The sequence below is a fragment of the Solwaraspora sp. WMMB762 genome (genome assembly GCF_049179115.1).
Classification (GTDB): Bacteria; Actinomycetota; Actinomycetes; order Mycobacteriales; family Micromonosporaceae; genus Micromonospora_E.
In genome coordinates, this window is the sequence record NZ_JBMHMD010000001.1 from 2,110,632 (window position 1) to 2,131,925 (window position 21,294).

At 73.7% G+C, this 21,294-nt stretch carries 17 protein-coding genes; 5 read left to right on the forward strand and 12 right to left on the reverse strand.

All coding sequences use genetic code 11. The features are described 5' to 3' along the window. Positions 1-58: 58 nt before the first annotated feature. From mnhG to ACN27J_RS09325, 7 genes are all read right to left on the reverse strand, one after another. Positions 59-439: a monovalent cation/H(+) antiporter subunit G gene (mnhG, locus tag ACN27J_RS09295; RefSeq protein WP_421365157.1), complete on the reverse strand. Its 381-nt coding sequence runs from the start codon at positions 437-439 to the stop codon at positions 59-61. Continuing rightward, positions 436-651, reverse strand: coding sequence for a monovalent cation/H+ antiporter complex subunit F (locus ACN27J_RS09300; RefSeq protein WP_421372169.1), 216 nt, complete (start codon positions 649-651; stop codon positions 436-438). The genes mnhG and ACN27J_RS09300 overlap by 4 nt, the downstream gene beginning before the upstream one ends. 38 nt (positions 652-689) lie before the next feature. Next, entirely contained in the window at positions 690-1,103 is a 414-nt protein-coding gene (locus ACN27J_RS09305; RefSeq protein ID WP_421372170.1) for a Na+/H+ antiporter subunit E, read from the reverse strand. Between the two features lie 92 nt (positions 1,104-1,195). After that, positions 1,196-2,704, reverse strand: a complete 1,509-nt coding sequence (locus ACN27J_RS09310) for a monovalent cation/H+ antiporter subunit D family protein (RefSeq protein ID WP_421365159.1) — start codon at positions 2,702-2,704, stop codon at positions 1,196-1,198. Further along, positions 2,701-3,174 carry a sodium:proton antiporter gene (locus tag ACN27J_RS09315; protein WP_421365162.1) on the reverse strand — a complete coding sequence of 158 codons (474 nt, stop codon included), beginning with the start codon at positions 3,172-3,174 and terminating at the stop codon, positions 2,701-2,703. The genes ACN27J_RS09310 and ACN27J_RS09315 overlap by 4 nt, the downstream gene beginning before the upstream one ends. Beyond that, positions 3,171-5,984, reverse strand: a complete 2,814-nt coding sequence (mbhE, locus tag ACN27J_RS09320) for a hydrogen gas-evolving membrane-bound hydrogenase subunit E (protein WP_421372171.1) — start codon at positions 5,982-5,984, stop codon at positions 3,171-3,173. Before mbhE ends, ACN27J_RS09315 begins: the two co-directional genes overlap by 4 nt. A gap of 75 nt (positions 5,985-6,059) precedes the next feature. Next, a complete protein-coding gene (locus ACN27J_RS09325) occupies positions 6,060-6,722 on the reverse strand; it encodes a universal stress protein (RefSeq protein ID WP_421365165.1) in 663 nt (220 codons plus the stop codon). Between the two features lie 449 nt (positions 6,723-7,171). On the opposite strand from ACN27J_RS09325, the gene ACN27J_RS09330 reads away from it, so the two are divergent. From ACN27J_RS09330 to ACN27J_RS09340, 3 genes are read left to right on the forward strand one after another with little or no spacing between them, the layout of a single operon-like run. Continuing rightward, positions 7,172-8,245, forward strand: coding sequence for an AAA family ATPase (locus ACN27J_RS09330; protein ID WP_123602615.1), 1,074 nt, complete (start codon positions 7,172-7,174; stop codon positions 8,243-8,245). A gap of 3 nt (positions 8,246-8,248) precedes the next feature. Further along, complete coding sequence (locus ACN27J_RS09335; RefSeq protein WP_421365167.1) at positions 8,249-9,547, forward strand: DUF58 domain-containing protein; 1,299 nt, start codon at positions 8,249-8,251, stop codon at positions 9,545-9,547. Continuing rightward, positions 9,544-12,051, forward strand: a complete 2,508-nt coding sequence (locus ACN27J_RS09340; protein ID WP_421365168.1) for a transglutaminase TgpA family protein — start codon at positions 9,544-9,546, stop codon at positions 12,049-12,051. The genes ACN27J_RS09335 and ACN27J_RS09340 overlap by 4 nt, the downstream gene beginning before the upstream one ends. Positions 12,052-12,270: 219 nt before the next feature. Here ACN27J_RS09340 and ACN27J_RS09345 read toward each other — a convergent pair whose 3' ends face one another. The 3 genes from ACN27J_RS09345 to ACN27J_RS09355 form a co-directional block, all read right to left on the reverse strand. Then, the gene (locus ACN27J_RS09345; protein ID WP_123602618.1) at positions 12,271-12,657 is read right to left on the reverse strand and encodes a DUF3040 domain-containing protein; all 387 of its coding nucleotides are present in this window, start codon (positions 12,655-12,657) and stop codon (positions 12,271-12,273) included. A gap of 282 nt (positions 12,658-12,939) precedes the next feature. Beyond that, positions 12,940-14,130 carry an alkaline phosphatase family protein gene (locus ACN27J_RS09350; protein ID WP_421365171.1) on the reverse strand — a complete coding sequence of 397 codons (1,191 nt, stop codon included), beginning with the start codon at positions 14,128-14,130 and terminating at the stop codon, positions 12,940-12,942. After that, positions 14,127-14,873, reverse strand: a complete 747-nt coding sequence (locus ACN27J_RS09355; protein ID WP_421365174.1) for a methyltransferase domain-containing protein — start codon at positions 14,871-14,873, stop codon at positions 14,127-14,129. Before ACN27J_RS09355 ends, ACN27J_RS09350 begins: the two co-directional genes overlap by 4 nt. Before the next feature lie 128 nt (positions 14,874-15,001). On the opposite strand from ACN27J_RS09355, the gene ACN27J_RS09360 reads away from it, so the two are divergent. Next, positions 15,002-15,334 (forward strand): PadR family transcriptional regulator, encoded by a 333-nt coding sequence (locus ACN27J_RS09360; protein ID WP_123602621.1) that lies wholly within the window; start codon positions 15,002-15,004, stop codon positions 15,332-15,334. Then, positions 15,331-16,332: an HAAS signaling domain-containing protein gene (locus tag ACN27J_RS09365; RefSeq protein WP_421365176.1), complete on the forward strand. Its 1,002-nt coding sequence runs from the start codon at positions 15,331-15,333 to the stop codon at positions 16,330-16,332. Before ACN27J_RS09360 ends, ACN27J_RS09365 begins: the two co-directional genes overlap by 4 nt. A 21-nt stretch (positions 16,333-16,353) precedes the next feature. Here ACN27J_RS09365 and ACN27J_RS09370 read toward each other — a convergent pair whose 3' ends face one another. Both ACN27J_RS09370 and ACN27J_RS09375 read right to left on the reverse strand, forming a co-directional pair. After that, positions 16,354-19,689, reverse strand: a complete 3,336-nt coding sequence (locus ACN27J_RS09370) for an error-prone DNA polymerase (protein ID WP_421365178.1) — start codon at positions 19,687-19,689, stop codon at positions 16,354-16,356. After that, positions 19,682-21,283 (reverse strand): DNA polymerase Y family protein, encoded by a 1,602-nt coding sequence (locus ACN27J_RS09375; protein ID WP_421365179.1) that lies wholly within the window; start codon positions 21,281-21,283, stop codon positions 19,682-19,684. Before ACN27J_RS09375 ends, ACN27J_RS09370 begins: the two co-directional genes overlap by 8 nt. Between the last annotated feature and the right edge of the window lie 11 nt (positions 21,284-21,294).

Genomic DNA, 21,294 nt, shown 5'->3' on the forward strand with positions numbered 1-21,294 from the left:
GAACCAGGTGGACCGCCCTCACCGCCGCCCGCACCGCCGCCCGCGGCGACGGCGACGGCTACGGTCGGCTGGCCTCCCCCGATCCCTCCGGCACCGCGCCCGGCCGTGTCTCGCCCTGCTCGGCGAGGGCGTCGAACCTGCTCTGCGGGCTCATCGGCGCACCGGACAGGTAGGCCGCCCGGGCCAGCGCATACCCGCCGACCGGCGCGGTGACCACCTGCAGCAGTACGGCCAGGGTCACCACCGCCGCAGTCCGTGGGCTGGGCAGCAGGGTCAGCACGCCGAGCAGGATGAGCACCAAGCCCAGGCTGGCCGCCTTCGCCACCGCGTTCATCCGGTTGTAGACGTCGGGCAGCCGTAGCATGCCGAGCCCGGTGATCCCGATCAGCAGGGTGCCCGCACCGAGTAGTACCCCGGCGAGCACGTTCCAGCCGTTCACCGGCTCCTCCGATGCACCAGGCGGGCGAGCGCGACCGTGGCGAGGAACCCGACCAGGGTCGCGGTCAGCACGATGTCGAGCAGTTCGGCGATCCGCAGCCGGGCGGCGAGGACCGCCACCCCGGCGATGAAGACGAAGAAGCCGAAGTCGACGGCGGCGGCGCGGTCGGCGTCGGTCGGGCCGATCACCAGACGGGTGATCGCCGTCGCCATCGCCAGGGCCAGGACGGCGAGGACGAGGTCGAGTCCGGTCACCGGCGCGCTCCCTCCGGCTGGTCGGCCGGGTCGTCCCGGTCCGCCGGGCCAGCCCGGTCGGCCGGGCGGGCGGCGGGCAGCAGGTGGTCCTGCAGCCGGGCGAGTTCGGCGCGGAACCGCTGCGGGTCCTCGGCGTGCATGCCGTGCACGAACAGGGTCGGCGGTTGCGGCTGGACCGCCACGGTGAGCGTGCCCGGGGTCAGCCCGACGGCCAGCGCCATCAACACCATCTCGGTGCTGGTCCGGGTCCGCAGCGGGAACTCGACGATCCCCGGCGACAGCCCGCTGCCCGGCGTGACGATCTCCCGGGCGACGACGACGTTCGCCACCACCAGGCGACCGGTGAAGTACCCGACGAAGCTCAGCACCCGCCCGGCCCGGCGCAGCGTCCGGACCGGCCAGTGCAGCAGTGCCCGGACCGGCCACCGGGGTGGCCCGCCGGCCCGGCCACCGCCGGCGCCCCGGCCGGTACTGGTCTCTTCCGTCCGTCGCGGTCGTCTGGTCATCTGCCGGTCACCGCCTCCACGTAGGCACTCGGGTCGATCAATCCGTCGGCGGCGGTCGCCGCCAGGCCGAGCAGGGGCTGCGCGGCCGGTCCCAGCAGCAAGGTGAGGGCCGCGAGCAGCACCGCCGGACCGGTCAGCCAGGTGGCGATCCGCGGCGGTACGTCGTCGGTGGTACGGGCGGGCGGGTGGCCGGCCGGGTCCGCGGGTGCGGGCGCGGGTTCGCCCCAGAACGCCAGATCCCAGATCTTGATCATCGAGATGAGTGTGCCGAGGCTGACCAGCACCGCGACCGCGAAAATCAGATAGTTGCCGTCGGCGACCGCAGCCCGCAGCAGCAGGAACTTGGCCAGGAATCCGGAGAACGGCGGCATCCCGGCCAGCGACAGCCCCGCGCCGATGAAGGCCAGGGCGAGCAGCCGGTGCGCCGTGGCCAGCCCGCCGAGCCGGTCCAGCCGATCGGTGCCGTAGCCGACTACCACCGCCCCGGCGCAGAGGAACAGCGCTGCCTTGACCAGGATGTACTGCACCAGGAAGAAGATCGCCGCGGTGAGTGCGGCCGGGCTGAACACCACCAGCCCGATCAGCAGGTAGCCGATCTGGCTGACCATGTGGAACGCGAGCACCGAACGCATCGTGGTTTCGCCGAGCGCACCAAGGACGCCGATCACCATGGTCACGACGGCCGCCAGCCCGATCACCCACCGGTAGTCGACCGCGCCGTCGTAGACCACCGCCACGATCCGGACGATGGCGTACCCGCCGACCTTGGTGAGGATGCCGGAGAACAGCGCGGTGACCACCGGTGGCGCGTACGGATAGCTGCGGGGCAGCCAGCCGTGCACCGGCACCACCGCGGCTTTCACCGCCAGGGCGAGCAGCACCACCGTGCCGGCCAGGGCCAGCGCGCCGTCGCGGCCGGCCGCCCCGGCCAGTTCGCCGAAATCGACGGTGCCGGCGACGGCGTAGACCAACCCCACTCCGGCCAGCAGGATCGTGGACGCGAGCAGATTGACGGTCACGTAGATCCGCCCGGCGGCCGTCCGCTCCCGGCCTGCGCCGGCGGTCAGCAGCACGTACGAGGGCACCAGCATGACCTCGATCAGCACGAACAGGTTGAACAGGTCGGCGGTCAGAAACGCTCCGAACGCTCCGGCGCTCGTCATCAGCGCCAGCGGGACCAGGTACGGTCGTCGGTCGTCACCGGATCCGATGGCGAAGACCCCGCACAGCAGCACGACCAGCGCCACGACCGTGACCATCAGCGCGCTGAAGGTGTCCGCCGCCAGGGTGATCGCGAAGCCGGCCGGCCAGCCACCGATCCGCTCGGTCAGCACCTCACCTCGGCTGGTCGCGACCAGCAGCGTGCCGCCCTGGGCGAGCACCGCCACGCCGGTACCCAGCCAGCCGATCCGATGCAGTGTCAACCGACGCGGCACGGCCAGCAGCAACCCGGCCACGACCAGCGGCAGCACGATCGGACCGACCAGCGGCAGCGGCGTGTTCATCGGGGCAGCTCCCCGGTGTCGCCGCCGGCCGCCGTCCGACCGTATTCGGCGACCTGGTCGGACATCGACCGCGGCTCGGTCAACACCGGCTCCGGGCCGGGTTCCGGCTGAGGTCCCGCCGCGCCGTCCGGACCGTCCCTGCCGTCCGGGCCGGCCTCGCCCAGCTCAAGGTCGGGTCGGCCCGGTCTCGGCCGGTCGACCACCGCGAGCGCGAGCAGGAAGATCGTGATGCCGAAGGTGATCACGATGGCGGTGAGCGCGAAGGCCTGGGGAAGTGGATCGGCCGTCGTCGCCGGGTCGACGTCGCCGAACGGCGGCTGCCGGCGCCACAGCCCGCCCGAGGCGAGCAGCAGGATGTTGACCGCGTGGCCGAGCAGGACGAAGCCGATCACGACCCGGATCAGGCCGCGGTGCAGGATCAGATAGACGCCGGCCGCGGTAAACAGGCCGATCACCAACGCGACGGTCACGGTGCCCGCACCTCCGCCTCGGCGGTCGGGACCGGTGTGTCGGACGGGACCGCTGTGTCGGACGGGACGGACGCGCCGAGCCGCCGTACCGCCGCCGTGATCAGACCCAGCACCATCAGATAGACGCCGAGGTCGAAGAAGGTCACCGGCGACACCGAGAAGCCGAGCACCGACAGTTTCAGTCCGGGCGACGGCGTCAGGAACGGCTCACCGGCCAGCAGCGCGGACAGGCCGATCCCGAGACAGGTCAGCAGCCCTGCGGCGAGCAGCGGCCGGGGCCGCAGCCGGCCGGGCGCCGTCGGTGGGCGGCCGGCGTACGCCAGTTGGCCGAGCCCGGCCGCGATCCCGGCCACCAGCGCGGCGACGAAGCCGCCGCCGGGCTCGTCGTGGCCGCGCAGGAACAGCCACCCCGACACCACCAGCATCACCGGAGTGAGCAGTCGGTACGCGAACTGCAACACTGGATCCGGTACGGCCGGACCGCCGGCGCGGCCGCGTCCGCCGGCGCCGCCCGGCTCGGTGGCGCCGTCGCGGCCGGTGGTGCGGAACAGCCCGACCAGCCCGAGCGCCACGGCGACGAGGACGGTCGCCTCGCCGAGGGTGTCGAACGCCCGGAACTCGACCAGGATCACGTTGACCACGTTGGCGCCCCCGGTCGCCGGTTCCGCAGTTTGCAGAAAGTACCCGCCGGGGGCGGAGAGCTCACGGCGACCGGTCAGCCCGACCGTCGCGGCCACCGCGACGGCACCGGCGGCGACGGCCAGCGCGGCGGCGAAGAAGCTGACCGGCTGGCGGCCGGCGCCCGGCAGCCGGGCCGGCAGCCGGCGCAGGACGAGCATCGCGACGACCGCGGTCAATACCTCGACGAGCATCAGGGTCAACGCCACGTCCGGCGCGCCGGCGAGCAGGAACCAGGTGGCGACCATCAGCCCGACCAGGCTCAGCAGCCCGACCGCCGCGAGCGCCGACCTGGCCAGCACGAGCCCGGCCAGGGCCACCGCCAGCAGCACCAGCAGCGGCCAGTCGCCGGTCGCCGCGCCAGCGGCCGGCCAGGGCGGCATCGACCCCAGCGCGGTGCTGCCGGCCGCCCCGAGCAGCACCAGCAGCAGTACCGGCCGGAACAGATGGGCGGCCGGCGAGTCGTAGCGGGTCGGCCGGCCGACGATACCGCCCAGTCGCAGCAGCGCGCCGTAGCAGCGGTCGAAGGTGACCGCCCCGGCGGGTGGCAGCCGGATCGTCTGCACCAGCCGGTCGACCCGGCCGCGGGCGACGAACAGGGCCGTACCTGACAGCGCGGTGAGCGCCGACAGCGCCAGCGCCGGGGTGAAGCCGTGCCAGAACGCCACGTACGGCGGGTCTCCGCCGGGGGACGCGTCCTCGGTCGCCTGATAGATCAACGGGCCGAGCAGTGCCGCTGCCGGGCCGAGCAGCAGGCTCAGCAGCGCGGCGATCGCCGCCGGGGTGAGAAACGTCCACGCCGGCTCGTACAGATCCGGCTGCCGCGGTGGTCCGGCGAAGGTCTTGTAGACGATCCGGGCGCCGTACGCGAAGGTGAGGGCCGACGCCGACACGGCCAGCACCTCGGCCGACGGGCTGAGCCACGGGTCGACGCCGGTCTTGATCAGCGCGTCGAAGATCGCTTCCTTGCTGACGAAGCCGAGCAGCGGCGGCAGGCCGGCCATCGACATCGCGGCCAGGCCGGTCAGGGTGGCGGTCACCGGCATCACGTGGCGCAGGCCGGAAAGCTGTCGGATGTCCCGGCTGCCGGCTTCCCGGTCGATGATGCCGACGAGCATGAACAGGGTGGCCTTGAACAACGCGTGGGCGACGGTGTGCAGCACCGCCGCGGCCAGCGCCGCCGGGGTGCCGACCCCGATCACCCCGACGAGCAGCCCGAGCTGGCTGACCGTCGAGTAGGCCAGCATGGCCTTCAGGTCGTGCTGGCGCAGCGCGAGGAACGCACCCGTGACCGCGGTGCCGAGCCCGCCGAGGACCAGCACGATGGTCCAGGCGGCCTGGTCGGCGTAGATCGGCGAGAACCGGATCAGCAGGTAGATCCCGGCCTTGACCATCGTCGCGGCGTGCAGGTAGGCGCTGACCGGGGTGATCGCCACCATCGCGCTGGGCAGCCAGAAGTGGAACGGGAACTGCGCGGACTTGGTGAACGCCGCGACGATCAGCAGTCCGCCGACCACCCAGGCCACCGGTGAGCCGAGTAGCCGGTCAGGGTAGGCCAGGATGGTGGTCAGATCACTGGTGCCCAGCTCGACCACCATCACCACGACCGCTGCCAGCAGCGCCAGGCCGCCACCGGCGGTGACCAGCAACGCCCGGGTGGCGGGGCGGGCCGCCGCCGGACTGGCCAGACCGATCAGGAAAAACGAGCAGACCGTGGTCAGTTCCCAGAACAGGAACAGCAGTACGGTGTCGGCGGCGAAGACCAGGCCGAGCATCGCCACGGTGAACAGGGTCAGCAGCGTGTAGAGCGCGGCGCACGGGCGGTGCGGGGCGAGGTAGCGCGGGCAGTACATCATGATCAGCGCGCCGACCCCGAGCACCAGCAGCCCGAAGACCATCGCCAGGCCGTCGAGCCGCAACGCGAACGCGATGTCCAGCGACGGCAGCCAGCGCGCGGAGACCGCGACCGCGCCGTTGTCCAGCACCACCGGCAGCCGGGAGGCGAGCAGCCCGCACCCGATCAGGTAGCCGACCGCGAGCGGATAGCCGGTGTCACGGCCGAGCGAGCGGGTGAGCAGTGGTACGGCGGCGGCGAGCCCGGTCAGCAGGGCCAGCACCGCGACCATCGTCAACGGGCACCCCTCGGCGCGGCGGTGATCCGGGCGTACGGACCGGCCCGGCACCGGTCGACGGTCGCCGGTCGCACCTCAACCGTCCTCGCTGGCGGCCAGCAGCACCGGCCGGGTGGCGTCCCGGACCACCTGGTCGGCGACGCTGCCGAGCAGCCGGTTGGACAGTCCACGGCCCCGCCGCCCGACCACGATCATGTCCACGTCGCGAGCCTGCGCGACGTCCAGCAGGGCCCGGGCGGGCCGGCCGGTGACGATCTCGATGCTGCTCGGCAGCGGCTGCCCGGCGGTGTGGCGCAGCCGGGCCGCCCGGTCGGTGAGCAGGTCCCGCGCCCGGTCCAGCTGGTCGGCCTCCTCGGCGGTGCGTTCGCCCCGCTCGACCGCGGCGACGTCGACCACGGTGGTCAGGATCAGCTCGCCGACGCGACCGGCGAGCACCCGGTGTGCCGTACGTAGAGCGTGCTCGGAGTCGGCGGAGCCGTCCAGGCCGACCAGCACCCGGGGCCCGGCACGGGGTGTGCTCGACCCGGAGCCGGCCGGAGCCGGATGGGTCTCCAACCGCCCCGTCGGTCGCGATCCGCGCTCCACCGCGATCGGGACGAAGAGCAGGCCGAGCATGGCGCCCAACGGATACCAGTACCAGGCGCGTTGGCCGTGCCGGGTGATGAACACCGCCACCGCTACGATCCCGGAGAGTACCCAGACGGCGACGACGGTCACGATGTAGCCGGCTGTGGACATCCAGCTCCCTCCGGTTGCACGTACCGGTCGACCCGGCCCGACGATCTGGCCTGGTCACCGCTGGTGTCGCCGACTACCCGGGAAAAGCCCGGCGTACCAGATCACCCGGCGGTTCACCCCGGCGGGTGGTGTCGGTCGGGGCGGGGCAAGTGGTCCGGGCGGGCGCTTGAACCGGACCGGTCACCGGCCCGTACTCCCGGTGGGGAGCGGGTGCCGCCCTGCCCGCTCCCGCGCGGTGCCCGGACCGTCCGTCTACGACCGGGTTGCCCACGGTGAGCATGGGCGGGTGAGCAGACCACGCCATCCCGTGGATGGCGGACATGCGAAAGATGGATAGCCTGAGAGGCATGTGGGGTCCCTGCGGCGGGAGACGACGGTCCCCCACCTGACCGACGGCGGGCGGCCGGACCGACCGACCCGCGTGACGCCGTACGACGAGGAGGAGGATCGTGACCCAAGACAGCTGGGACGATCTGGGTGCTCCGATGCCCCATGACGAGTTCCGCGCCGTGTCCGACGCCATCGTGGCCAACATAGAGCAGGTCATAGAGGGCAAGACCGCCACGGTTCGGCTGGCACTCGCCGTCCTGCTCGCGGAGGGACACCTCCTGATCGAGGACGTTCCCGGAGTCGGCAAGACCAAACTCGCCAAGACGCTGGCCAGGTCGATCGACTGCTCCGTACGCCGGATCCAGTTCACCCCGGACCTGCTGCCCAGCGACGTGACCGGAGTCAGCGTCTACAACCAGGACAACCACGACTTCGAGTTCAAGCCGGGCGCGGTCTTCGCCAACCTGGTGGTCGGCGACGAGATCAACCGGGCATCCCCGAAGACTCAGGCCGCGCTGCTCGAATGCATGGAGGAGCGGCAGGTCACCGTCGACGGCACCACCTACGAGCTGCGGACGCCGTTCATGGTGATCGCCACCCAGAACCCGATCGAGATGGAGGGCACCTACCCGCTGCCGGAGGCGCAGCGGGACCGGTTCACCGCCCGGATCGCGATGGGCTACCCCGACCCGAGCGCCGAGCTGGCCATGCTCGACGGGCACGGCGCGGCAGACCCGGTGCACCAGTTGCAGCCGGTCTCCGACGCGGCCGGGGTACGGCGGTTGATCGCCACCGTCCGGGAGGTGCACGTCGCCGACCCGGTCAAGCAGTACGCGGTGGACCTGGTGACCGCGACCCGGGAGTCCCCGGAGCTGCGGCTCGGCGCCTCGCCCCGGTCGACCCTGCAGCTGCTGCGTACCGCCCGCGCGGTCGCCGCGCTGGAGGGCCGCGACTACGTGCTCCCGGACGACCTGCAGGCGCTCGCCGTTCCGGTGCTGGCCCACCGGCTGATCCCGACCGCCGAGGCCCAGCTGGCCCGGCGGACCACCGACGCGATCATCGCCGAGCTGGTGCACCGGATGCCGTTGCCCCACGAACGGCAACGGCCGGCCGCTGCGGCGTACGACGGCCGCCAGTTCGGCCCGGCGGACGGCGCGGTGGCGGCGGTCCCCTTCGAGCCGCGAGGGCGGTGACCGATGCGGGCGGCGCTGCGCGGCCTGACCACCCGCGGCCGGTCGTTCCTGGCCGCCGGTGCGGCGGCGGTCGTCTCGGCGCTGATCCTCGGCGAGAAGGACCTGCTGCGGGTCGCCATCCTGCTGGCCGTCCTGCCGCTGCTGGCCGCCCTGTACGTGGGCCGCAGCCGGTACAAGCTGGCCTGCACCCGCTCGCTGGAGCCGCACCGGGTGCCGGTCGGCTCCAACGCCCGGGTGGTGCTGCGGCTGCAGAACCTGTCCCGGCTGCCCACCGGCACCCTGCTGCTGGAGGACCGGCTGCCGTACGCGCTGGGCAGCCGGCCCCGGGTGGTGCTGGAACGGCTCGGTGCCCAGCAGGCCAGTTCGGTGGCGTACACGGTGCGGGCCGAGGTCCGCGGCCGCTACGAGGTCGGCCCGCTGGTGGTCCGGCTCACCGACCCGTTCGGCCTGTGCGAGCTGACCCGGGCCTTCCCCAGCGTCGACCGGCTCACGGTCATCCCGCAGGTCACCGCGTTGCCGTCGGTCCAGCTCGCCGGCGAGTACGCCGGATCCGGGGACAGTCGGGCCCGGTCGGTGGCGGTGCACGGCGACGACGACTCCGCCACCCGCGAGTACCGCCGCGGTGACGACCTGCGCCGGGTGCACTGGAAGTCGACCGCCCGCACCGGTGAACTGATGGTGCGCCGGGAAGAACAGCCGTGGGAGACCCGGGCGACCGTGGTGCTCGACACCCGGGCGTACGCGCACCGTGGCGAGGGCCCGACGGCGAGCTTCGAGTGGGCGGTGGCGGCGGCGGCGAGCATCGCCGTGCACTTCCGGTCGAACGGCTACCGGCTGCGGCTGGTCACCGACACCGGCATCGACGCCGACGCCACCGAGGCCGACGGGGACGGACTGCTGCTCGACCGGCTGGCCGACGTCACCGCCAGCCAGCGCAGCGACATCGCCACCCTGGTCGATCAGGTACGCCGCCGCTCGGACAGTTCACTGGTGGTGGCGTTGTTCGGGGCGCTCACCCCGACCGAGGCGGAGCTGCTGGCCGGGCTGCGGGGCAACCGATCGACCTGCGTCGGCCTGCTGATCGACAGCTCGACCTGGATGAATCTGAGCCCGGACGAGCGGGCCGAGGCCGACCGGGCGCACGGTGCCGCCGCGCTGTCGCTGCTGCAGAGCGGCTGGCGGGTGATCGGCGTGAACCACGGTGACCAGTTGCCGTCGCTGTGGCCGCAGCTCGCCCGGGGTTCCCAGGGCTTCGCCTGGCGGGCCGCGCTGGCCGAGACGATAGCCGGAGGAGTGAATTGACCACCCGCAGACACCTCGGTCTGGTCGCGGCGGCAGCCACCCTGATGGCGGCCGCGCCGATGGCCACCATCTTCCAGGACTGGACCTGGCTGGTGCAGTGCGCGATCACCGTGACCATGATCGGTGGCGCCGGGATGCTGGTCCGCTCGTTGCGGGCTCCCGGATGGCTGCACCCGGTGGCCATGATCGGCGCGCTGTTCCTCGCCCTGACCTGGCTGTTCCCCAGCGGCGACGAGTTCCTCGCGGTGCTGCCGTCGCCGGCGACGATCGGCCACTTCGGTGCGCTGCTGGCCCAGTCGGCGCAGGACGTGCACGCGTACGGCGTACCGGTGCCCGACGGCGACGCGCTGCTGTTCATCACCGCGCTGGGGATCGGTTCGGTCGCGGTCGTCGTCGACGTGCTCACGGTGACCCTGCGCCGGCCGGCGCTGGCCGGCCTGCCGATGCTGGCGATCTACTCGGTGCCGGTGGCGATCTACGTCGACAGCGTCCCGGCGGTGCCGTTCGTGGTCGGCGCGGTCGGCTACCTGTGGCTGCTGATGGCCGACAACGTCGACCGGGTCCGCCGGTTCGGCCGCCGGTTCACCGGCGACGGCCGGGACGTCGACGTCTGGGAGCCGTCGCCGCTGGCCGCCGCCGGACGGCGACTCGCCGTGCTCGGGGTGGTCGTCGCGGTGCTGATCCCGCTGACCATCCCCGGCATGACCTCGGGCCTGCTGACCAACCTCAGCGGCGGCGGGACCGGCGGCAACGGGCTGGGCAACGGGCCCGGCCAGGTGAACCTGTTCGCGGCGTTGAGCGGCCAACTCAACCAGAGCGAGGTCACCGAGATGATCCGGGTGACGACCAACGACCCGGCCCCGGCGTACCTGCGGATCGGCATCGCCGATGAGCTGCGCGAGGACGGTTTCGCCAGTCGCCCGCCACGCGGGCGGCCGGACTCGGCCCGGTCGCTGCCCGACCCGCGTACCGACCCGGACATCCGCAACACCGGGGTCAGCCACCAGGCGTACGAGGCGACCGTCGAGGTCACCGGGAACTTCAACATGGCGCTGCTGCCGACCTACGCGGTGCCGGTGCAGATGCGCGACGTGGATGGCAGCTGGGCGTACGACCGCACCGCGCAGATCGTCTTCTCCGGTCGGTCCCGGGCCCGCAACATGACCTACGGATTCGAGTACGTCCGCACCAGCTACACCCCGGGGGCACTGCGCCGGTCCCAGCCGCTGCCGGCCGACGACGACCTGCGGCAGGCGTTCACCGCGGTGCCGCAGGTGCCGCAGGTGACCGAGCTGGTCGGGGAGCTGACCGCCGGCGCGCGCAGCGACTACGACCGCGTGCTGGCCATCTACGAGCACTTCTCCCGGGACAACGGCTTCACCTACAGCCTGGCCACCGAGGGCGGCACGGCCAGCCAGGACATCGTCAACTTCCTGGACAACAGGGTCGGTTTCTGCCAGCAGTACGCCGCCGCGATGGCGTGGCTGGTCCGCGCCGCGGACGTGCCGGCCCGGGTGGCGTTCGGTTTCACCAACGGCTCCCGGCGGCTGGAGAACACGTACACGCTGACCAACCTCAACCTGCACGCGTGGACCGAGGTCTACTTCGACGGGCTCGGCTGGGTGCCGTTCGACCCGACCCCGGCGGCGAGCATCCCCGGCTCGGTGCGCTCCGAGTGGGCGCCGGACGTGGACGCCCCGCCGGACGCCGGCCCGAGCGCCGGACCGAGCGCGGCCCCGTCCGCCGCGCCGTCGACGACGGCGCTGCCGGAGGCCGGGCCCGGCCAGCTCGACCCGGGTGCGCTGGGCGCCGGATCCGCCGCCGATTCCACCGCCGGTCCGCGTTGGCCGTGGTGGACCCTCGCCGGGGTGGTCGCGGTGCTCGTGCTGGCGGCCCTGCCGGCGGCCCGACGCGCGACGGTACGCCGTCGGCGGCTGGTCCGTGTCCGGGCTCCGGTGACCCGGGCGGGCACCGACCCGACGGACGCTCGGGACACCGACTCCCCCGCCAGGAGCGGGGCCGCCGCCGGTGCTGCTCCGCTGATGACGGTCACCGGCGCCGACGCCGGGGCCGCCCGGCAGCACGCGCACGCCGTCTGGAGCGAACTGGTCGACACCCTGGTCGACCTGCGGATGCCGGTCGACCCGTCGGAGACGCCACGGGCGACGGCGGCGCGGCTGGCCGGTCTGGAGTCGGTCCACGGTGCGGCGGCCGACGCGGTCCAGCTGCTCAGCCAGGCGGAGGAGCGGGCCCGGTACGCCCGTCAGCCGGTGCCGGGCGAGCCGTTGGTCGAGGCGTTGGGGCGGGTACGGGTGGCGTTGGCGGCCGGGGTGGGTCGACGTACCCGGTTGGCGGCCCGGCTGCTGCCGTTGTCGGTGCTGCTGCGCTGGCGGGACGCGGTCGTCGAGGCGTACAGCCGGGTGTTCTCGGTCGTCGGCCGGTGGCGCGACGCGGCGGCGCGGTTGAGTCCGCGCCGGCTGTTGGCCAACCGGGCGGGGCGCTGACCCGTCCCGGGGTTTCGCGAAACCGCCACCTCGGGTCGGCGCACCGGGCATAATCGCCCACGTGCCGAGACGCTCGATCGCAACGCGGTCAGTCAAGCAGCACGGTCAGTCGACGGGATCCGTGGCCGACCGCCGCTGCCCGGCGTGGCGGGCCGGCAGGTGGGCACGACGCGGCCGCCCGGTCACGCCGGACCGGGCGGCTGATGCCCACCGGCTAGGTCAGCGGTGGCCCTCCGGCCGCTGGCGCCAGCGCTCGTCCAGCCGGTCGATCAGCGATGACCGTCGCCCACTGCGGGTCTTCCGACGCGTGGTCCCGCCGACCACCCGCAGATCGGGCGAGTTCGACTTGCGCTGGGACTGCATGGCGAACGCCGCTGCCCCGAGCATGACCACGAAGCCGGCCACACCGAGCAGCGGCACTTTGCTCACTGTGCCGTAAACGACCAGGGCAAGGCCAATGATGATCACACCGGCAGCGACGAGCAGGCGACGCCGCGCGTGGAAACGCGGGTCGCTGGCGCGCACGGCCGAGGCGAATTTGGGGTCCTCGGCAAGCGACCGCTCGATCTGCTCGAACAGCCGCTGCTCGTGCTCCGAGAGCGGCACGGCACTCCTCCCCGGTCACGTTGGTCAGCCCGGTCGGACCGACAGACCGTGGCAGCCAACCGGCTGCTTACCCGCAAGTCTACGAGGGGGGTCGCGGGTCGGAAAGCCGGACGACGGACCGCCTAGGTTGATTTTCCGTCCGGCGGACGTCATCACCTGGTAACAGAGTAGCCGCCCAACCGGACAGTGCACCGCTGCCCGGCCCTTGTCACACCAGGAACTCGATCTTTCTCGCCCACCGCACCGCGAGTTTCACTCTCATAGCACACTCAACCGGGCAAATCACTCGCGACCCGCTCCGGTGGCGATCAGCAGCGGAACGGCCATCTCGACCTCGGTCACTCCACCGTGGAAGCCGACCAACGCGGAGCCGACCGGATCGGTCGTGGTGGCCACCACGACGGACCGGTCCCGACAGATCACCACGACGTCACCGATCCGGCCCAGATGATCCGACGGCACCGGGCCGAACCAGCCTTCGGCGATCAACTCGTCCCGCTCGGCCACCCGGGCCGCCGGGCCGAGGACGGCCCGCCACCCGGCGATGACGTCGCCCACCGCACCCGGCACCGGGTGCAGGTAGCGGGCGCGGGGCTCCCCGGCGACCACCCGCACGCCGGCCCGCAGCCGGGGGTCGGTGTCCAGGTCGAACCGGTGTCGCGGGTCGGCCGGCACGTTCAGCTGGCCGTGGTCGGCGGTCACCAGCAGCGCCGCGTCCCGGGGCAGACCGGCCAGCACCCGGTCCAGCAGCCGGTCCAGGTCGGCGGCGGCGGCCCGCCAGGGCGGGGAACCGACCCCGGACAGGTGGCCGTGCCGGTCCAGGTCGGGGTGGTAGCCGGAGACCAGCACCGGAGCGTCGCCGGCGGTGACCGCGTCGAGCAGCCCGGCGGCGAGGGCGTCGGCGTCGGCCGCGCCCCGGTACGCGCCGCCCCGGTTGGCGGCGACCGTCAGCCCGCTGCCGGCGAACTCGGGCCGGCTGACCACGGTGACGGTCACCCCGGCGGCCGCCGCCCGTTCCAGCTGGGTCGGCACCGGCTGCCACCGGTGCGGGTCCGGGTCGTCCCGCCAGTCGACGTGGTTGAGCACCCGGTCGGTGCCGGGCACCAGACTGCGGAAGCCGAGCACACCGTGCGCCCCCGGCGCGGCACCGGTGCCGAAGCTGACCAGACTGGTCGGTGTGGTGGACGGGAAGCCGGTGGTGAGCCGCCGCGCGTACCGGCCGGCGACGAGCGCGGCCAGCGTCGGGGCGTGCTCGCCAGCGGCCGGCAACTGGTGCCAGCCGAGCCCGTCGACCAACAGCACCACGACGCGCCGCACCCCGGCGAGCGGCCCGGCGAGGCCGAGTACGTCACTCGCGCCGGGCACCCCGAGCACCGCCAGCACGCTGGGCAGCACGTCGGCGAGGCTGGCCGCGCCGTACTCCGGACGCACCGGGCGCAGCAGCTCCGCGGCCGGCGGTTCCGGCGCTGTCACAGCGGTCGCCGGGCGAACAGGTGCAGCTGGGTGGCGAGGTCCCGGTACGGCGGCTGGGCGGCGACGGCGAGCTCCAGGGCGAGCAGGGCCTGCGGGTCGCCCTCGGCGACGGCCGCCGGCAGCAGGTCGGACAGCACGCGTACCCCGTGAATCTGCTCGACCCGCAGCCCGGCGGCGGCGAGCAGATCGATGGCGCGGTCGGCGTCGTAGCGGCGGCGTAGCGTGTCCCGCGCGCCGGCGGCGCCCTGCGGGTCGGCGAGCAGCGCGGCGGCGAGGTCGAGATGCCCGTTGACCGCGCGGGCCAGCACCGCTGCGGCGCGGCCGGCGACCAGTACGCTGGCCGCCCCGCCCGGCCGCAGCACCGTGGCCAACGACTCCACCACCCGGGCCGGCTCGTCGACCACCTCCAGCACCGCGTGGCAGAGCACCAGATCGGCGCTGGCCGGCGCGATCAGCTCGCCGAGCGCGTCGCCGTCGCCCTGGGCGGCGGTGATCCGGTCACCGACCCCGGCGTCGGCGGCCCGGCGGGTGAGCGCGGCCAGCGCGTCGGGGCTGGCGTCGACCACGGTCACCTGGTGTCCGGCCTCGGCCAACGGCACCGCGAAGCCACCGGTGCCGCCGCCGACGTCGACCACGGTGAGCCTGCGGTCAGGCTGCCGATCCAGCTCGTGACGCAGTACGGACCAGACCACGGCGGTTCGCGGGCCGGCCGCCTGGCCGGCCGGAATGTGTGTCAGTTCCACCCGCGCGAGCCTATCGGCCCGGCCCGGTCCCACTCGGTCCGGTGCGGCCCACCCCGGGTGCGCGGGCCGTCAATCGCGCGGTACTCCGCGATTGACGGTATATCGCACTGCGAAGTAGTCTGCGAAGCGTGGATACCACCCAGCTTCTCAAAGGGGTGCTCGACCTGGCCGTTCTCGCGGTGCTGCAGCACGAGGACGGCTACGGCTACGACATCCTGCGGCGGCTCCGCACCGCCGGGCTGACCGAGGTCGGCGACGCCTCGGTGTACGGCACGCTGCGCCGGCTGTTCCAGGCCGGTCTGCTCACCACCTACGTGGTCCCGTCCGAGGAGGGCCCGCACCGCAAGTACTACTCGCTCAACGGCGCCGGGCGTGACCAGTTGACCCGCTCCGGCAAGACCTGGCGCAGCTTCGCCACGACGATGGACAACCTACTTGACGATCGGGGGGTGGCGGCGTGAACGCCGCGACGCAGGCTGAGATCACGCACTACGTCGAGCAGGTCCGGTCCGCGCTGGCCGACCTGCCGGACCAGGTCCGCGGCGAACTGCTCGAGGATCTGCCCGAGCACCTCGCCGAGGTGCTCGCCGAAGGCGACGGCACGCTGGTCGACCGGCTCGGCGACCCGACGGAGTACGCCGCCGAACTGCGTACCAGTGCCGCACTGGACGCCCCGGCGGCGACGCCGGGGGTCGGCCACCGGGCGGCCGTCGCCTGGCAGGCCACCCGCGACCGGCTGGGCCGGATCGACCGCCGGATCGGGCCGGTCCTCGGCTACGGCACCGCCAGCGAGTTCCTGCGGTCGCTGCGCCCCGCCTGGTGGCTGCTGCGCGGCTACCTCGCCGCGATGCTCCTCACCCACCTGCTCTTCGGAGGGATCTCCTCGCCGCTGCCCACCCCCGGTGGCAGCGTCCCGGCCGGGCTTCTACTTCTCACCGTGGCCGTGACCGGCTCGGTCTGGCTCGGCCGCCGGGGACTACGATCGACCCGACGGCCACGGCTGGTGGTGACTGTCGCCACCGCCCTGGCGCTCGTTGGGTTCGCCTCGTACTTCCTGTTCGGCCTCGGATCAAGGTCAGAAGGTCCGCTCGTCGTTCTGGAGTCGAACGGTGGTGCGGCCTACCTCGCTCCCCCGTTACCGTCTACAGCGGCTCCGCTGGACGTGTATGTCTACGACAGTCAGGGACAGCTGGTGGAAGGCGCCCGGCTGTTCGACGAGAACGGCGAGCCGATCCTCCTCGGCTCCCCGAACTGGTGTGAGTTGCCAGGCCTGGAACAGCTGCGGGTCGGGCAGAGCCTCTCGCGTATGGGCGACCGGATCATCTTGCGCGACTCGAACGTGCAGTACACCTACCCGTTCTGTCCCGAGCGGAACCCGTTCCAACTGCCGGCCCTGAACCCGAGCCCCGACACCACCCGGGCACCCGACCCGTCGGTCCCCAGCCCGTCGCCGAGCTGATCTGCGGCATCGACTGTGTATTCAGCGGAAGTCCCGGGATGCCGGGCTGACCGGGGTGGTCACCGCGTCCAGCCGGTCGGCGACCAGGTTGATCACCCCTTCGGCCTTCTCCAGCCGGCCCCGCACCAGCAGGGCGGCGCTGGACCTGGCCACCGTCCGGTAGCGCTGCCACAGCCCGGGTGAGCAGGTCACGTTGAGCATCCCAGTCTCGTCCTCCAGGTTCACGAACGTCACCCCGCCGGCGGTCGCCGGGCGCTGCCGGTGGGTGACGATGCCGCCGACCCGGACCCGGGTGCCGGCGTCGACCCGACCCAGGGCGGCGATCGGCACCGCCCCGGCGGCGGCCAGCCGGTCCCGGACGAAGCGCACCGGGTGGGTGTCCGGTGACAGCCCGGTGGCCCACACGTCGGCCATCAGCGCGTCGACCTCGTCCAGACCGGGCAGGGCCGGCGCCGCGACCCCGACGGCGATCCCGGGCAGCCGGTCGGCGCGTTCCTGCGCGGCGGCCCCGGCCGCCCACAGCGCCTGCCGGCGGGTCAGCCCGAAACAGGCGAACGCGTCGGCGGTGGCCAGCGCCTCCAGCTGGGCGGCGGTCAGCCCGACCCGGCGTGCCAGGTCCGGCATGTCCCGGTACGGCCCGTGCGCGGCCCGCTCGGCCTCGATCCGCTCGGCCAGGTCGTCGCCGATGCCGCGGACCGCCGACAGGCCGAGGCGCACCTGCGGGCCGCCGACCCCCCACTGGTGCGGCGGCTCCCCCGGCGCGCCACCCCACCGGGTACGGGCGTCGACGACCAGGGTGGCCGCCGCGCCGCTGGCGTTGACGTCCGGCCGGTGCACCCGTACCCCGTGCCGGCGGGCGTCGTCGACCAGGGTCTGCGGCGAGTAGAACCCCATCGGCTGGGCGTTGAGCAGCGCGGCCAGGAACGGCGCCGGGTGGTAGCGCTTGAGCCAGGCGCTGGCGTACACCAGGTAGGCGAAGCTCATCGCGTGGCTCTCCGGGAAGCCGAAGCTGGCGAACGCGCTCAGCTTCACGTACAGGTCGTCGGCCAGCTCGCCGGTGATGCCCCGGCCGGCCATCCCGGCGTACAGCCGGTCGCGGATGGCGGCCATCCGCTGTGCCGACCGTTTCGACCCCATCGCCCGGCGCAGCTGGTCGGCCCCGGCGGCGTCGAAGCCGGCCAGGTCGATCGCCAACTGCATCAGCTGCTCCTGGAACAGCGGCACGCCGAGGGTCTTCTCCAGCGCGTTGCGCATCAGCGGATGCGGGTAGGTCACCGGGTCCTGGCCGTTGCGCCGGCGGATGTACGGGTGCACCGAGCCGCCCTGGATCGGGCCGGGCCGGATCAACGCCACCTCGACGACCAGGTCGTAGAAGCAGGTCGGTTTCAGCCGGGGCAGGGTGGCCATCTGGGCGCGACTCTCCACCTGGAACACCCCGACCGAGTCGGCCCGGCACAGCATCGCGTACACCTCGGGGTCGTCCAGCGACATGGCGCCGAGGTCCAGTTCGGAGCCGATCAGGTCGTGCGCGTCGTGCAGCGCGGTCAGCATGCCGAGCCCGAGCAGGTCGAACTTGACCAGGCCGACGCTGGCGCAGTCGTCCTTGTCCCACTGCAGCACGGTGCGCCCTGGCATCCGGGCCCACTCCACCGGGCACACCTCGATCACCGGCCGGTCGCAGATCACCATCCCGCCGGAGTGCACGCCCAGGTGCCGGGGGAAGGTCTGCAGTTCGTCGGCGTACGCCACCACCTGCGCCGGAATGTCCTCCCCGGCCGCCGCGACCGCGCCGTAGTGGTCGATCTGTTTGCTCCAGGCGTCCTGCTGGCCGGGTGAGAACCCGAACGCGCGGGCCACGTCGCGCACCGCCGACCGGGGCCGGTACGAGATCACGTTGGCCACCTGGGCGGTGTGTTCCCGGCCGTAGCGGCGGTACACGTACTGGATGACCTCCTCGCGGCGGCCGGACTCGATGTCGACGTCGATGTCCGGGGGGCCGTCGCGTTCCGGGGCGAGGAACCGCTCGAACAGCAGCTGGTGGCGGACCGCGTCGACGTTGGTGATCCGCAGCGCGTAGCAGACCGCCGAGTTGGCCGCCGATCCCCGCCCCTGGCAGTAGATGTCCTGTTCCCGGCAGAACGCCACGATGTCGTGCACGACCAGGAAGTAGCCGGGGAAGTCCAGCCGCTCGATCATGTCGAGCTCGTGGTCGAGCTGCCGGTACGCCTCCGGGTGGGCCTCGCGGGGGCCGTACCGCTCCAGCGCGCCCCGCCAGGTCAGCTCCCGCAGCCAGCTCATCTCGGTGTGCCCGGCCGGCACCGGGTGGTCGGGCAACCGGGGGGCGACCAGCTGCAGGTCGAAGGCGAGCTCGGCGCCGTACGCGGCGGCCCGGGCCACCGCACCCGGGTAGTCGGCGAACCGGGCCGCCATCTCGGCACCGGAGCGCAGATGCGCGGCGCCGGCGGCGGGCAGCCAGCCGTCGATGTCGTCCAGGCCGCGCCGGGCCCGGATCGCGGCCAGCACGGCGGCCATCCGGTGCCGGGCCGGCGTGGCGTAGTGCACGTTGCCGCTGGCCACCGTCGGCAGCCTGCGGGCGCGGGCCAGCTCGGCGAGGGCGTCGTTGCGGTCGCCGTCGTCCGGATGCCCGTGGTCGGTCAGCTCGACCGCCACGCCGTCCGTGCCGAACAGCGCCACCAGCCGGTCCAGCTCCGCGTCGGCGGCGGCTGTTCCGCCGGTACGCAGCGCCGCCGGCACCGCCCCTTTGCGGCAGCCGGTGAGCACCAGTACGTGGTCACGCAGCTCGGCGGCGACCTGCTCCAGGTTGCCGTAGTCGGGTCGGCCCTTCTCGCCGCCGCGCAGCTGCGCCCGGGAGATGACGCGGGCCAGCCGGGCGTACCCGGCCGGGCCACGGGCCAACGCCAGCAGGTGCCGCCCGGCCGGATCCGGCTCCCCGGTGCGCGGTGCCGCCCGCCGGTCTGCGGCGTCCACGGCGCTGAGGGTCAGTTCGGCACCGAACACGGTCGGCAGCCCGTACGCGGCGGCCGCCTCGGCGAAGCGGACCACCCCGTAGCAGCCGTCGTGGTCGGTGACGGCCAGGGCGGTCAACCCCAGCCGGACCGCCTCCTCGACGAGTTCCTCCGGGTGGCTGGCCCCGTCGAGAAAACTGAAGTTGCTGTGGCAGTGCAGTTCGGCGTACGGCGTGACCGGCCCGCCCCCGACGGTGACCAGCGGCACGGTCGACGGTGCGGTCAGTGCCGGCGGCGGTGTGTACGGTGCCCGCTTGCGGGTCCAGCCCGGCGCGTCGCCGCCGTCACCGTCGACCGCGAGCGGGTCGACCACGATCGGGTCGTCAGTCATAGACGGCCTCCACCACCCAGCGCCCGTCGGTGCGGGCGATCAGCAGGGCGCTGCCGTCGGCGAGCGCGACCTGGAACCGGGCCCGGCGGCGCGCCTCGGCCGGTGCCCACCAGCGTTCGTCGAGCGGCCACGGGCCGGCCCAGCCGATGACGTCGACTGGGGCACCCGTACCGACGGCGACCCTGGCCGGCGCGGCGCTGACCACCAGCCGGGCGCTGACCGTGACCGGTTCGCCTGCCGCGTCGTACACCTCGGCCGGCAGCGGGGCGGGCAGCACGACCGCCGGTGCCGGTGGCGGCAGCCGGCCGGGCCACGGCGGCTGACCGGGCCGGGCCGGGGCCCGTTCGTCGCCCCACGGCACCAGTCGGACCTGGTCGACCGGGGACCGGCCGCCACCGAGCACGGCGGTGACCACCGCGTCCGGCCCGAGTAGCCCCTGCACCCGGGTCAACGCCCGGCGGGCCCGGGCGTCCTCCGCGCCGATCTCCCCCCACAGGCCGGGCTGCAGGGCGACCCGGGCGAGCACCCCGTCCGGGACGAGCCGCAGCCGGACGATCCCGGCGGTGGGTGCCGGCGGTGCCGCGGCGGTGCCGCCACCCGGCCGACGGGCGGCGGCTCCGGTGAGCCAGCCGTCGAGCTGCCAGCGCAGCCGGTCGGTGATCGCCGCAGCGGTGAGCATGCCGTCGTGCCGCCAGACGCGGTGCAGTTCCTGGCCGTGTGCGGTGACCGCTTCGATGCCGACCCGGGTGCAGGCCAGTCCGTAACCGCTGAGTTGGTCGTGCAGCTGCTCGGCCAGGGCGCGGGCGGCGAACGCGGCCGCGTCGACCCGGTCGAGCGGTTCGTCGTAGTCGGCGGTGACGGACAGTTCGGGCGGCGGCTGTCGGGGGGTGAACGGCTGTTCGTCGCGCCCGGCGGCCAGCCGGTGGGCCAGCGCCGCGTCGGGGCCGAACCGGGCGAGCACGTCGCGGGCCGGCAGCGCGGCGAAATCCCCGAGGGTACGCAGACCGAGCCGGCGCAGCAGGCCGGCCAGGTCAGGTCGGCCGAGCACCCGCAGCGGCAGCCCGGCCAGGAACGTGCGGCTGTCGCCGGGCGGGACGATCCGGCCGGTACGGGCGGCCAGCCCGGCGGCGAAGAACCCGTCGGCGACACCCACCTGGCTTTCGACCTCGCAGGCCTGCGCGACGTGTTCGACGATCTGCTCGGCGGCGGCCTCCTCGCCGCCGAAGTAGCGGGCCGGGCCACGGGCGGCGACGGCGCACGCTCCGGGACGGTGCACCTCGACCCCGGCGACGACCTGTTCGATCGCGGCGACGACCGGCTCGAACGCCCGGGCGTCGCGGGCCGGGTCGTGGTCGAGCACGGTGAGCCCGGGGCAGCGGCTCTGCGCCTCCCGTCGGCGCAACCCGGGGTGTACGCCGTCGGCGCGGGCGGCGGCGGAGCAGGCGACCACCCGGTTGGCGTGCAGCACGGCGACCGGCCCGGTGGCCGGCACGCCGTCGATGATCTCGGCGGCGGTCACCGGCCAGTCGGGGCACCAGACGACCAGCGCCCGGGTGGGCGAGCCGGGCCGGCCGGCCGGGGTGACCGCGTTCATCCGGGCCGCAC